This window comes from Sphingobium sp. LF-16, from assembly GCF_003711185.1.
Taxonomy (GTDB): domain Bacteria; phylum Pseudomonadota; class Alphaproteobacteria; order Sphingomonadales; family Sphingomonadaceae; genus Sphingobium; species Sphingobium yanoikuyae_A.
Window position 1 is genome coordinate 1913571 of the sequence record NZ_CP029335.1, and the last position, 12616, is coordinate 1926186.

Here is a 12616-nt window from a genome sequence, read left to right on the forward strand (position 1 = left end):
AAGTTTTCTTTATGTTCATTCGTCCGCAAGCACCTTACGGGAGTCTCATGCGTAACCAATTCCTCTTCACCTCGGAATCCGTTTCCGAAGGCCACCCCGACAAGGTCGCGGACCAGATTTCCGACTCGATCGTCGACCTGTTCCTGTCCAAGGATCCCGAAGCCCGCATCGCGTGCGAAACCCTGACCACGACCCAGCTCGTCGTCCTGGCCGGCGAAATCCGCTGCAAGGGCGTCTATGAAAATGGCGAATGGGCGCCGGGCGCCAAGGAAGAGATCGAGGCGACCGTCCGCGCGACCGTGAAGCGCATCGGTTATGAGCAGGACGGCTTCCACTGGGAGACCTTCCGCTTCGAGAACAATCTGCACGGCCAGTCGGCGCACATCGCGCAGGGCGTCGATGAAAGCGGCAACAAGGACGAAGGCGCCGGCGACCAGGGCATCATGTTCGGCTATGCGTCGGACGAAACCCCCGACCTCATGCCCGCCACCCTCTATTATTCGCACAAGATCCTGGAACGCATGGCAGCCGACCGCCATGGCAAGGTCGTTCCCTTCCTGGAACCCGACGCCAAGAGCCAGGTGACGCTGGAATATATCGACGAAAAGCCGGTCCGCGCGACCGCGCTGGTCGTGTCGACCCAGCATGCCGCCGGCATGGACAATGACGACAGCCGCGCCGAACTGCGTGCCTACGTCAAGAGCGTGATGGCCGATGTCCTGCCCGAAGGCTGGCTGCCGGGCGACGAGAGCATCTACGTCAACCCGACCGGCCTGTTCGAAATCGGCGGCCCCGACGGCGACGCCGGCCTCACCGGCCGCAAGATCATCGTCGACACCTATGGCGGCGCCTCGCCCCATGGCGGCGGCGCGTTCAGCGGCAAGGATCCGACCAAGGTCGACCGCTCGGCGGCCTACATCACCCGCTATCTCGCGAAGAACATCGTTGCCGCCGGCCTCGCCCGCCGCTGCACGATCCAGCTCAGCTACGCCATCGGCGTGGCCGAGCCGCTCTCGCTCTATGTCGACCTGCACGGCACCGGCACGGTCGAGGCTTCGGCGATCGAAGCCGTCCTGCCGACGCTGGTGCGCCTGACCCCCAAGGGCATCCGCACCCATCTCGGCCTCAACAAGCCGATCTACCAGAAAACCGCCGCCTACGGCCATTTCGGCCGCACGCCCGAAGGCGACTATTTCCCCTGGGAAAAGACCGACCTGGTTGATGCGCTCAAGGCGAAGCTGGCCTGAGGCCTGCGGTCTGACGACCAATAGCAAGGGGCGCGGAGAGCTATGCTTTCCGCGCCCTTTTCGCATGTCCGTCACAAGTTGTTATCGGCCTGTCGAAATAAGACGATTTTCCATCGCATTGTCATGACTCGGGGTTATGATGCAGTGCGGTCAGGAATGGGGGTCCGCCGCGACGTCTGAACGCGTTTCGGAAGGCCAGCCATGCCCAAGACGACCAGCGAACCCACAACATCCACCGCTTCCATCCCGCTCTGGCCGCCGCTCGACTGGTTCGGCCAGGCCTTCGACTATGGCGTCGACGCGCTGCAACGCGCCGTCCTGTTCGCCGACGTCAAGCGCCAGCGCGGCGACCAGTATAAGGCGCATCTGGCCGAACGCGTGCCCCATGTGCTGAATTTCGATGGCGAGATCATCCTGTCCGGCGCCGACCTGCCCCGCCAGGTCAATTATGGCCTGGTCCGCATCACCCCGCCAGAGGGCTTGCCGGTCGATCCGGCCAAGCGCCCGGTCATCGTCGTCGATCCGCGCGCCGGTCATGGCCCCGGCATTGGCGGCTTCAAGCCCGACAGCGAGATCGGCGCCGCCCTGCGCGAAGGCCACCCCTGTTATTTCATCGGCTTCACTCCCAATCCGGTTCCGGGCCAGACGGTGGAGGATGTGATGCGCGCGGAGGCCGCCTTCGTCGCCCATGTCGGCGAACTCCACCCCTCCGCCGATGGCAAGCCGGTGGTGATCGGCAATTGCCAGGCCGGCTGGCAGATATTGATGACCGCCGCGGTCTGGCCCGAGCTGTTCGGCCCGATCATCGTCGCCGGCGCCCCGCTCTCCTATTGGGCGGGCGACAATGTCATGCGCTATGGCGGCGGCCTGATGGGCGGCAGTTGGGCAACGGCGATGACCGGCGACATGGGCGCGGGCCGCTTCGACGGCGCCTGGCTGGTGCAGAATTTCGAAAATCTCGATCCTGCCAACACGCTCTGGAAAAAGGATTACACCCTTTATTCCAAGGTCGATACCGAAGCCCCTCGCTATCTCGGCTTCGAGAAATATTGGGGCGGCTATGTCTATCTCAACGATGTCGAAATGCAGTATATCGTCGACAATCTCTTCATCGGTAACCGGCTCGCCACCGCCCAGTTGCTGACCTCGGACGGCATCCGCATCGACCTGCGCAACATCCGCTCGCCGATCCTGGCCTTCTGCTCGCATGGCGACAATATCACGCCGCCACCGCAGGCCCTGGGCTGGATCACCGACCTCTACCGCAACGATGCGGAGATCGTCAGCCATGACCAGACGATCATCTATGCCACCCATGACAGTATCGGCCATCTCGGCATTTTCGTATCGGCCAGCGTCGGGCGCAAGGAGCATCGCGAATTTGTCAGCGCCATCGACCTGATCGATGTGCTGCCCGCCGGCCTCTATCAGGCGACGGTGCAACAGGATCCAGACGGCGCCCTGCCCGGCGCGGTCGATGATGACGGCCAGTATCTGGCGATCCAGCGGCGCGGCATCGCCGATGTCCAGGCAATCGTGCAGCAGGATTTCGACAGCGAACGGCGCTTCGTTGCCGCCCGCCGTGCGTCGGAAGCCAATCTGGAACTGTATCGCCGCTTCGCCCAGCCGCTGGTGCAGGCGATGGCCAGCCCGCAACTGGCCGACTGGCTGGCGCAATGGCACCCGATGCGCCTGTCCTACAGCTGGTCGAGCGACCATCCCATGGCGCAACTGATCGAGGGCTGGGCCGGGGTCGTGCGCGACAATCGGCGCCCGGTCGCGCCCGACAATGGCTTCCTGGCCGGCCAGACCATGGTGTCGACCATGATGGCGGGCGCGCTCGACGCCTATCGGGATACCCGCGACAGGCTCCAGGCATTGAGCTTCGATACGATCTATGGCGCGCCGCTGGTTCAGGCCGCCATGGGCGTCGCCCCGCAGGACGGCCGCCCGCCCCGTCATCACCCCGGCGACACGCCGGAACATCGCGCCTTCGTTGCCGAGGAAATGGCCCATCTCAGCGCCGAACTGCAGGAAGGCGGCCTGCTGGAGGCGCAGTTGCGGGCGATCTTCCATGTGCTGCGCACCCGCGAACAGACCGACGCCCGCCGGTTCGAGGAGGCGCGCCGGCTGCATATCGACATGCTGCCCGCGGGCATGACCCTGCCGCTGTTCCGCACGCTGGTGCGCGAGCAGGCCAAGCTGCTGCGCCATGATCCCGATGGCGCGATTGCCGGCATTCCCGAACTGCTCGCCCGCGTCGATCCCGATGCAGTCCGCGCCGGCGGGCAAAAGCTTGCCGCATTGTTCGACCGGGACGAAGGGCTGACGCAGGAGGAGGCCGCCCGGCTGGGCGCCATGCTCGACCTGTTCAATGCTGCGGCCGATGTCGACCGTGGCTGAGCCATCCTGTCCGGAACATGACGAAAAGTTCATTGGCCTGCGCCCGCGGAACCGCGCATAGAGAGGGCGTCGGGCTCGCACCCCTGTCGAGCCCGGCACCCTCCACCCAGGGCAACGCCATGACCCGTCCTCTTGCTACCGCCTTCATCAGCCTTGCATTTCTGGTTGGCAGTGCCGCTCCTGCACTGGCAGCTCCCTGCAAGGATGCGAAGGGCAAGTTCGTCAAATGTCCGCCAAAGGCGGCCCCCAAAAAGGGCCCCTGCAAGGACGCCAAGGGTCGCTTTGCCAAGTGCAAGTGACCTGACGAACTGGACAGACCGGTCGGGCCTTGCCTCCCGGCCAGCCTTCGGGTCGCACCACGGCTAGCCAGCTTCAAGGGCCATCCTGCCGCTCTCCCCTGTTCGGCATCCCATGGCCCTTGTGCTCTGCCCCCTTCCCGCTACCTTGCCTGCATGCATAGCGGGAGGGGGCAGATATTCATGTGGTTGCGGATAGTTGGCGGCTTTGCGATGGCAACAGCCCTGCCCCTTGCCCCATCCGCGCAGGCCCAGCCAAGCCCCATCGCCGTAAAGACCGTCAAAAGCTGGACACACAAGCCGTCCGGTATTGCCTTCCCGTCGAAGATTGACGGTTTTGCTCGCAGTGCGGTCGAGGATCTGAGCAACGGCGCGCTCCTCGATACATCGATCGCCTATGACGATCCGATCAGTCGCACCCATGTAAATGTCTATGTCTATCATGCCGCCATGCCGGCCACCGCCATCTGGTTCGATGTCGCGGCCACCATGATCGCGACCAACGACAAATTCGGGCGCCCCGCAGCCCTGGGCGATCCTGTGGCCTTTGCCCTTCCGGGCAGTTCAGTGCCAGCCGGACTGCGCCAGAGCTTCACTATCACCCAGATCGGCCGTAGCAGCGGCGTTGCCGTCATCGCGCTCGGGGAATGGGTGGTAAAGTTGCGCGTCACCTCGCCCGTCCATGATGCGTCCCAGCTTGATGCCCTGTTGGATCGGATGATAGCCCAGATTGGCTGGCCCCGCGCGCTACCGCCGCTCAAACCCTGCCCCCAACCGCTTGTCTTCGGCGCGCCTGCGGACAAGGTGACAAAGGACCGCGCGTCCGTCATTGCCGGCGCGATAATGGGCAATATCGACCGCAGCGTCAGGGAAAAGGCGGCGAAGAATAGAGAAGCCCCGGGCGCCCCGGCCTATTGCGTCCACCCCGATCGAATACAGGGCCGCCTCCCCATCTATCAGGGCGAGACGAATGAGGGCAGCTATGCCATCCCGCTCGGCGATTCGGGCACCATGCTGGTCATCGCCCGAGACACGCTGACCGCCTTGCTGGGCGGCAAGGATGAAAGTAGCGCGCCCTGGACGGTCACCGTCCGCACGCTTGACCAATGGCTGCAATATCCCAGCTATGCCAGCGCGCCACCGCCGGTCCAGGCGATCGAGATCGTCCAGTCGGAAAAGCCGCTGTCGACCACCAGCATCTATGGCAAGCAAAGCCAGATCAGCCTGTCGCCGGACGCCGTTGCCAACTGATAGGGCGCAGGCCGCTTGCTCCATCGGCCTGCCCCCGCTAGTCAGCCGCCCATGACCGCGCATAAATCGGGCGACCCGACCACCCTCAACCGCCTTTATGGCCGCCAGTCCGGGCCCAAGCTTCGCAAGGGCCAGCAGGAACTGGTCGACACGCTGCTCCCCGCCGTATCGGTGCCGGCCGAAGGCGACGTCACGGCCGCCGACCTGTTCGGCTATGACCGCCCGCTCCATTTCGAGATCGGCTTCGGCGGCGGCGAGCATATGGCCTATCGCGCCGACATGCTGCCCGACCATGGCTTCATCGGCTGCGAGCCGTTCCTGAACGGCGTGGTCCAGGCGCTCGGCCATATTCGCGACGGTGCGCTCGGCAATGTCCGCCTGCACATGGGCGATGCGCTCGACGTTCTCAGCCGCATCCCCGACGGATCGCTCAGCTTCGTTTATCTGCTCCATCCCGATCCCTGGCCCAAGGCGCGCCATGCCAAGCGGCGGATGATGAACCCCGGCCCGGTCGACATGATCGCGAAGAAGCTCAAGCCCGGCGGCGAGTTCCGCTTCGGCACCGATCATCCGGTCTATCTGCGCTGGGCGCTGATGGTGATGAACGGCCATCCCGAATTCGACTGGTTGGCAAGCGATCCCAAGGATTTCCTGACCCGTCCAGGCGGCTGGCCCGAAACCCGCTACGAGGCCAAGGCCCGGCGCCTGGGCCATGAGGTCTGGTACTTTCGTTACAGGCGTAAATAGGCCAACGACTTAGGGCCAAAAATGGCAGTTTTCTGCGGAATTTGCTACGCCACGCTTTCTCATTGTACGCTACCTTTTGCCCGACCGTGATTGCCAGGTGATTGCCAGCAGCAGGTCAGATATGGGTAATTGCTGGACGTGCGATGGAGGTTTCGTATGGCGACTGGGAAGATCAGCAAGAGGACCGTCGACGCGTTTCGCGACGAGGGCACGGCCGGTTTCCTCTGGGACGTTGATCTCAAGGGCTTCGGGCTAAAGGTCACGACCGCAGGTAACGCCATCTATGTGCTGCAATACCGCTTAGGCGGCCGCGAGGCGAAAACCCGCCGCTTCACCATCGGCAATCACGGATCTCCCTGGACACCCGTCACGGCTCGCACAGAGGCCGAGAGGCTTTCAATATTTGTCGCTCAGGGCATCGACCCCCAAGAAGTTGACCGCCAAAGGCGCCGCGAAGCAGTCGACTTGGCCTTCTCAACCTATGTGGGCACGTTCGCGAATTCTTACAGAGGCTCCGGCTGGGCGAACCTGATCGAGCGGTCGGCCAAGCTACACATCACCCCGATATTGGGCAGCAAGCCACTGCCCAATATCACTCGCGCGGATGTCGTCTCAGTGTTTGATCGGATGCCAGATGCGCAGGCAGCGAATCGGCGAAATGTCTTTGCCGTACTTCGCCGCATGTTCAAATGGGCCGTCACTCCCAATTAAAGGAGCAATCAGAGCTATCGTAACGAACGACGATTGCTGGCACGTCGAATGACAGCAGATAGTCCAACTGGTCGACCTTCAAACGCACGCGATCGGCACGGGCATCCCCGCCGTGCCGAAGCCGCCGATCATGACCGACGCGCCATCCTGAATTTCTGCCACCGCCGCTTCGGCGCTGGCCACCGCCTTGTCGATCATCCGAGTCTCCTAAGATCCGTGATTTCCAATCCAGCGTGATCTGATCCTCCAAAGAAATTGCGTCAATCGATAATCATGATATTGTCCGATTATCGGTTGATGGAGAATTGATGATGATGGACGTCAGCGACCTTGAGGCAAATGGCGACCCGGAATTTATGCAGTCGCTGGCGCGCGGCTTGGCAGTCCTCAGGTGTTTCGCGAACGAGCAGCGGCCCATGACGATAGCGCAGGCAAGCCGGCTGACCGGATTGAGCAGGCCTGCTGTGAAGCGATGCCTACATACCTTGGTTCGGCTTGGTTACGCCGCGCAGGACGGCGTCCAATATGCCCTCCGCCCAAAAGTCTTGGCACTCGGCTACGCCTACATGTCATCGAGCTCGCTGGCGGCACGAGCGCAGCCCTTGCTGGATAATCTGCGAGACGAGCTCCACGAGAGCTGCTCGCTCGGGGTGATCGAAGAAGACGAGGTCTATTACGTCGCCCGTGCAGAGGTTTCGCGCATCATGTCGATCGCTCTAAGGGTAGGAAGCCGGCTACCGCTTTACTGCACCTCGATGGGTCGCATCCTTTTGGCGGCCTGGCCACGATCGGAGCAGGAGGCCTATCTTCGCAGGACTGAAATAATGGCATGCACTCCAAAGACGGTGACACAACCATCGAGAATTCTCGAGATACTCGAACATGTCGCTGAGGAAGGTCACGCTATTGTCGACGAGGAACTCGAATTAGGCCTTCGTTCCGTGGCTGTTGCGGTCAAGGGGAGATCCGGCGTGGTCGCAGCAGTGAACATCGGCACGCAGGCCGCGCGAACATCGTTGCCCGAACTAAGATCACGCTTTCTTCCCGGCCTCCGCCGCGTTGCTAGAAACTTGGAAGCTACAGGCGTAGATTGAGCCAGTATCTTGGCATTCTCGACATTCCCGTCCATTTCTTCCTTTTCTGTCAACTCATGACGGCCGTATTGAAAGTATCAGAAGCCGATATCAGGTAGGCATAGATTCTTTGGAGGGTAGATATGTCGCTGGACCGTACCTTGTTCGAGCTTTCCATAAAAGAGAGTGATCATAGTCGTGAGTATTGGCTCGACCGCCCCTGGCTAAATGAGCGTCGGCGTGAGGTTCAGGGAGCAGACGTTGACGTGTTCCCCTGAAATGTGACCGATTTTGAGTAGAGTCCGACGTAAAGGAGTCGGACGAAGATGAAGCGCAGCAGGTTCAGCGAAGAGCAGATCATCGCGATCTTGAAGGAGCAGGAGGCTGGGATGGCGACGGCGGATGTTTGCCGCCGCCACGGAATCAGCTCGGCGACGTTCTACAAATGGAAGTCGAAGTATGGCGGTCTGGAGGTGTCCGAGGCCCGGCGTCTGCGCACGCTGGAGGAAGAGAACAGCCGGCTGAAGAAGCTGCTGGCCGAGGCAATGCTCGACAACGTGGTGCTGAAGGATCTGGCATCAAAAAAATGGTGACGCCCGGCGCTAAGCGGGATGCCGTCGCCCATGCCCGTGAGCATCACGGGCTGAGCGAGCGTCGGGCGTGCAACCTGGTCGGCGTGAGCCGGCGGGTGATCCGGTATCGATCGTCGCGTCCGGACGATGGTCCGCTGCGACAGCGTCTGCGCGAGTTGGCGGCCGAGCGTCGCCGCTTCGGCTATCGGCGTCTCGGGTATCTTCTGGCTCGCGAGGGCATGACGCCCAACCACAAGAAGCTGCTGCGGGTCTATCGCGAGGAGAACCTGCGGGTCCGTCGCCGTGGTGGCCGCAAGCGCGCCCTGGGCACGCGGGCGCCGATGGTGCTGCCGGACGGGCCGAACCAGCGTTGGTCGCTCGACTTCGTCTCCGACACCCTGACGTGCAGCCGGCGGTTCCGCATCCTGTGCGTGGTCGACGACTACACGCGGGAATGCCTGGCGCTGGTGGCCGACACGTCGCTGTCGGGTGTGCGGGTCGCGCGGGAGCTGACGCGGCTGATTGGGATGCGCGGCAAGCCGCATACGGTGGTCAGCGACAACGGCACCGAGCTGACCTCGTCGGCCATCCTGCGCTGGTCGCAGGAACGGCGGGTCGAGTGGCATTACATCGCACCCGGCAAGCCGATGCAAAACGGCTTCGTCGAGAGCTTCAACGGGCGTCTGCGCGACGAATGCCTCAACGAGACCCTGTTCACGTCGCTGCCGCATGCTCGCTTCGTGCTCGATGCCTGGCGGCACGATTACAACTACGTCAGGCCACACTCGAAACTGGGCGGGAGAACCCCCGCCGAGAAAGCCGGCCAACCTGTCCGGGGGCATGCCCCCGGACAGGTTGCCATCACCTCAACCAACCATCATGAAGGAGCCGGACTCTACCTCTGACTGGTGACAATCAGGGGAGCATGTCAGTGACGCTGACAATGCGATCGCGCTGATAGAACTCCGCACCGTGTTCACCATGAGCGATAAAACCACTTTGATTGCCAAGATCGCTCAGGTTTCTCTATCGGCATTCCCAACCTCACTTGGAGAGGCTCTGTTAACGCCTGTAAAAGTGGGGGCTCACAATATTGTTACAGGATGGTGCGTGTTCGAATTAACAGCGGCAGTAGTCGGCAACAAGGCACTCGAAAGTTACGCGTTAGAGTTCCATGATACCCACGATCTGGTCTCAGCCCTTGCTCCGCGTATCGTCCAACGCCAGGAAGAGAGCTGATGAACCGATTGTTCCGGCGGAAGGCAGTCAATGCAAATCCGGTATGCATCGCTGGTGATGGCGCCATTGCAATGCATGGCGTCAACGAGGGCAGAGTAATTCCTCTGGTAATACTTGATACAAGTGTCCGAACAGAAATAAATGAGTATATAAGAATTCATCAATTTTCCGGTCATGGCGACGTGACCATTACCTGGGGCCAAGCACTTTCTAGGCCTGATACCGTTAGCTTGATGTTGAATTTCATTCGCCCGGTGGAACTGAGCTTCGCGATAATCTTCGAACTTCAGAAAGCCCATTCGATCCTTGTAGAGGGAGCCCTGTGTTCAGGCGGCCTTTACCTGCAAGCGGGAGTCGAGGGAGACCGTGTTAGAAACACCATCGAGCAGCCGAGGGTTGTCATCGAAATTCCCGACACAGGATTTCGGCCTCGCTGGGAAAAAATTTGCCAACGCTACCTCGCCAAAAAGATGCGCGCCGCAGGCTTGGACCGGAAAGCAGCCAAACATGTCGCAGCTGAACAATATTCTGAGCTTCAGAAAATGGCCTTAGCGAGACCTTTCCCGAGCTAACCAATGCCGGTCGTCCGGTATGCCGCGGATGCCGCTCTCGCGGGCGGCATCAATTGATGCTTCGCGTGATTGCTATGTGATTGCTGCATCTGATTTTACATCGTGAAATAAGCAGTAATATCGTGCTTTTTCATATTGATATCTTATTCTTGTACTTAATTTCTGGTATTTCCGGTACCGGCGCATCTAGTGGTCCGAAAAGATTTTGACATTTGCAGACCCATCCCCGCCGACGGGGGATGCACATGTCAAAATTAATCCACTAGGCAAAAACCCGAGAAAATTAGAGATATTCAAGATAGTTAAATCTACCACCGTGCGAAGCGATGGCCGAAATTTTCCGCAACGATGATTATTTTCGTGGTGCCTGAAATCTTGCCATCGCCACCGGAAAGTCAGCAAGCGAACGCGAGGTCCACGCCTCTCTGGGCAGGTTGCCGCTTTCCAAGGGACGAGGGCCTGCAGGGTTTTGGTCGATAATCGCAGCCGGCGTACGAACACGGGAACCGCTCTGACGCGGCCCCATTTACCATCGCTGCAAGCGAACAAAGTCCACGAAAGCCCGCAAGGGCGCCGGCAAATAACGGCGCCCGGAATAATAGAGCCGGGGACCAGAGAAGGTCTGGCACCAGTCGTCGAGAACGGATTCGAGCGCCCCACTCTCGATATGCGGTTTAAGCCAATCCTCGAACAGATGCACAATTCCAAGGCCAGCCACGGCAGCATCGATCAGCAATTCGCACGCCAGACCAGGCTGCACCACCAGCGGCCCGGTCGGATCGACAACGAGAATTTCTCCCTCTCTCTCGAATTCCCATCCCGGCATGGCTCCGCCGGAAAAACGGCCGCGCAGGCAATTATGGCCCAACAGTTGCTGTGGGTGCGAGGGGCGCCCATGATGATCGAAATAGGCTGAAGATCCAGCTGTAACCGACCGCTGCGTCGCTGGGCCGATGGGGATCGCGATCATGTCCTGTTCAAGCCGCTCCTCATAACGGATCCCGGCATCCGCACCGGATTTCAATATGTCGACAAACCCATCCTCTACCGTCACCTCCACTCGAATATCGGGATAGACCCGAAGGAATGATGGGAGGATCGATGGGAGCACGGTGCGGGCGACATTAGCTGGAACATTCAGACGCAATGTTCCAGCGGGTCTGTCACGGAAGATGTTGACGACATCGAGCGCGTCGCGGATTTCCGAAAGCGCCGGCGACAGCCGCTCGAATAGCCGCGCGCCCGCTTCGGTCAGGGCCATGCTGCGCGTCGTGCGGTGGAGGAGACGAACGCCTAGCCGGGCCTCCAGCCGCCTGAGCGCGTCGCTCATCCCAGATGCCGAGGTGCCCGAAATACGGGCTGCATCTCGGAAGCCTCCTGCCCGCACTACTTCCACGAAGGTGGCAAGATCATCGAGTTCCGTCGCCATTGTTCGATTATCCGTACAGCTTGTTCTGATTACTACGACTTATCGTTCGCTGGCCACAAGCCCATATCGCGGTCTCCAAATGAGGAGACAGGACATGATGGATCTTCGCAAAGCCGGCACCTTCAAGCTGGGCGATCATCTTGTGAACCGCATGGGCTATGGCGCGATGCAACTGGCTGGGCCTGGCGTCTTTGGCCCGCCCAAGGATCGCGATGCCGCCGTCGCGGTCCTGCGCGCGGCAGTTGCGGCGGGCGTGAACCATATCGACACAAGCGATTTCTATGGCCCTCATGTGACCAACCAGATCATCCGCGATGCGCTTCATCCCTATAGCGACGATCTCCTGATCGTGACCAAGGTGGGCGCGATCCGCGGCAAGGACGCCTCATGGCTGCCGGCACAAAGTGCCGCCGAATTGCAGCAGGGCATCGAAGACAATCTGCGAAACCTTGGCCGCGACACTCTCGACCTGGTCAACATGCGCATTATGGGCGACATCCACGCGCCGTCGGAAGGGTCGATCGAGGCGCAGATCGTCGCCCTTGCACAGCTGCGCGAGAAAGGACTGGTTCGACATATCGGCCTCAGCAACGTGACAGAGAGCCAGGTCGCGGAGGCCCAGCGCATCGTCCCGATCGCGTGCGTCCAGAACCAGTATAACCTGGCGCACCGCGCGGATGACGCGCTGATCGACAACTTGACGCGCCAGGGCGTCGCCTATGTCCCATTTTTTCCGCTCGGAGGCTTTTCGCCCATCCAATCGCAGGCATTGGCCCATTTGGCGGATCGCCTGGGCGCTACGTCGATGCAACTGGCGCTTGCATGGCTGTTGGCGCGCGCACCGAACATGCTGCTGATCCCCGGCACGTCCAATGTCGCGCATCTGACCGAGAATTTGGCAGCAGTGGAGCTGGATCTGTCGCAGGAGGTCAAGGCCGAACTCGAAGCCATTGCGTTCGATCGGGCCCACTGAAACTCGATGATGGGCGCATTCCCGACTGCGGAATGCCCCCCCCCCTCTCCCCCCCTGCCTTTCGAAATCGGACAGCTCGCGGCTCGATGCGCCTGGTAGGGGC

12 protein-coding genes are annotated in these 12616 nt (G+C 61.1%); 10 read left to right on the forward strand and 2 right to left on the reverse strand.

Annotated elements, in window-relative coordinates:
• Positions 1–47 precede the first annotated feature (47 nt).
• The 5 genes from metK to DIZ22_RS09010 all read left to right on the forward strand — a co-directional run bounded on the left by metK (position 48) and on the right by DIZ22_RS09010 (position 6655).
• Complete coding sequence (gene metK / locus DIZ22_RS08985) at positions 48–1247, forward strand: methionine adenosyltransferase (RefSeq protein WP_048937041.1); 1200 nt, start codon at positions 48–50, stop codon at positions 1245–1247.
• Between the two features lie 201 nt (positions 1248–1448).
• Positions 1449–3650: a DUF3141 domain-containing protein gene (locus DIZ22_RS08990; RefSeq protein ID WP_048937042.1), complete on the forward strand. Its 2202-nt coding sequence runs from the start codon at positions 1449–1451 to the stop codon at positions 3648–3650.
• Positions 3651–4159: 509 nt separating this feature from the next.
• Entirely contained in the window at positions 4160–5197 is a 1038-nt protein-coding gene (locus DIZ22_RS09000; protein ID WP_122928780.1) for a hypothetical protein, read from the forward strand.
• Between the two features lie 51 nt (positions 5198–5248).
• Positions 5249–5944 (forward strand): tRNA (guanine(46)-N(7))-methyltransferase TrmB, encoded by a 696-nt coding sequence (locus tag DIZ22_RS09005; RefSeq protein ID WP_048937044.1) that lies wholly within the window; start codon positions 5249–5251, stop codon positions 5942–5944.
• Positions 5945–6100: 156 nt separating this feature from the next.
• A complete protein-coding gene (locus DIZ22_RS09010) occupies positions 6101–6655 on the forward strand; it encodes an Arm DNA-binding domain-containing protein (protein WP_053094326.1) in 555 nt (184 codons plus the stop codon).
• A 78-nt stretch (positions 6656–6733) separates the two neighbouring features.
• Here the strand turns inward: DIZ22_RS09010 and DIZ22_RS09015 are convergent, their stop codons facing one another.
• Entirely contained in the window at positions 6734–6853 is a 120-nt protein-coding gene (locus tag DIZ22_RS09015) for a CoA-transferase (protein WP_234415597.1), read from the reverse strand.
• 110 nt (positions 6854–6963) lie between these two features.
• On the opposite strand from DIZ22_RS09015, the gene DIZ22_RS09020 reads away from it, so the two are divergent.
• The 4 genes from DIZ22_RS09020 (at position 6964) to DIZ22_RS21745 (ending at position 10111) form a co-directional block, all read left to right on the forward strand.
• Positions 6964–7749: an IclR family transcriptional regulator C-terminal domain-containing protein gene (locus DIZ22_RS09020; RefSeq protein WP_240626833.1), complete on the forward strand. Its 786-nt coding sequence runs from the start codon at positions 6964–6966 to the stop codon at positions 7747–7749.
• 305 nt (positions 7750–8054) lie between these two features.
• Positions 8055–9205, forward strand: a protein-coding gene (locus DIZ22_RS09025; protein ID WP_107917615.1) for an IS3 family transposase whose coding sequence is annotated in 2 segments (ribosomal slippage) — positions 8055–8307 and positions 8307–9205 — 1152 coding nt in all. Because the reading frame shifts where the segments join, the coding sequence is not laid out codon by codon here.
• 67 nt (positions 9206–9272) lie between these two features.
• Entirely contained in the window at positions 9273–9539 is a 267-nt protein-coding gene (locus DIZ22_RS21740; protein WP_159078614.1) for a hypothetical protein, read from the forward strand.
• Positions 9539–10111: a hypothetical protein gene (locus DIZ22_RS21745; protein WP_137405974.1), complete on the forward strand. Its 573-nt coding sequence runs from the start codon at positions 9539–9541 to the stop codon at positions 10109–10111. The genes DIZ22_RS21740 and DIZ22_RS21745 overlap by 1 nt, the downstream gene beginning before the upstream one ends.
• 526 nt (positions 10112–10637) lie before the next feature.
• Here DIZ22_RS21745 and DIZ22_RS09035 read toward each other — a convergent pair.
• Positions 10638–11540: a LysR family transcriptional regulator gene (locus DIZ22_RS09035; protein WP_048939611.1), complete on the reverse strand. Its 903-nt coding sequence runs from the start codon at positions 11538–11540 to the stop codon at positions 10638–10640.
• 94 nt (positions 11541–11634) lie between these two features.
• Between DIZ22_RS09035 and DIZ22_RS09040 the strand changes: the two genes are divergently transcribed.
• Positions 11635–12513, forward strand: a complete 879-nt coding sequence (locus DIZ22_RS09040; protein WP_048939612.1) for an oxidoreductase — start codon at positions 11635–11637, stop codon at positions 12511–12513.
• Positions 12514–12616: the final 103 nt, after the last annotated feature.

Coding starts and splice junctions, on each gene's coding strand:
- metK (WP_048937041.1), top strand. CDS start 48: ATGCGTAACCAATTCCTCTTCACCTCGGAATCCGTTTCCGAAGGCCAC.
- DIZ22_RS08990 (WP_048937042.1), top strand. CDS start 1,449: ATGCCCAAGACGACCAGCGAACCCACAACATCCACCGCTTCCATCCCG.
- DIZ22_RS09000 (WP_122928780.1), top strand. CDS start 4,160: ATGGCAACAGCCCTGCCCCTTGCCCCATCCGCGCAGGCCCAGCCAAGC.
- DIZ22_RS09005 (WP_048937044.1), top strand. CDS start 5,249: ATGACCGCGCATAAATCGGGCGACCCGACCACCCTCAACCGCCTTTAT.
- DIZ22_RS09010 (WP_053094326.1), top strand. CDS start 6,101: ATGGCGACTGGGAAGATCAGCAAGAGGACCGTCGACGCGTTTCGCGAC.
- DIZ22_RS09015 (WP_234415597.1), bottom strand. CDS start 6,853: ATGATCGACAAGGCGGTGGCCAGCGCCGAAGCGGCGGTGGCAGAAATT.
- DIZ22_RS09020 (WP_240626833.1), top strand. CDS start 6,964: ATGATGATGGACGTCAGCGACCTTGAGGCAAATGGCGACCCGGAATTT.
- DIZ22_RS21745 (WP_137405974.1), top strand. CDS start 9,539: ATGAACCGATTGTTCCGGCGGAAGGCAGTCAATGCAAATCCGGTATGC.
- DIZ22_RS09035 (WP_048939611.1), bottom strand. CDS start 11,540: ATGGCGACGGAACTCGATGATCTTGCCACCTTCGTGGAAGTAGTGCGG.
- DIZ22_RS09040 (WP_048939612.1), top strand. CDS start 11,635: ATGATGGATCTTCGCAAAGCCGGCACCTTCAAGCTGGGCGATCATCTT.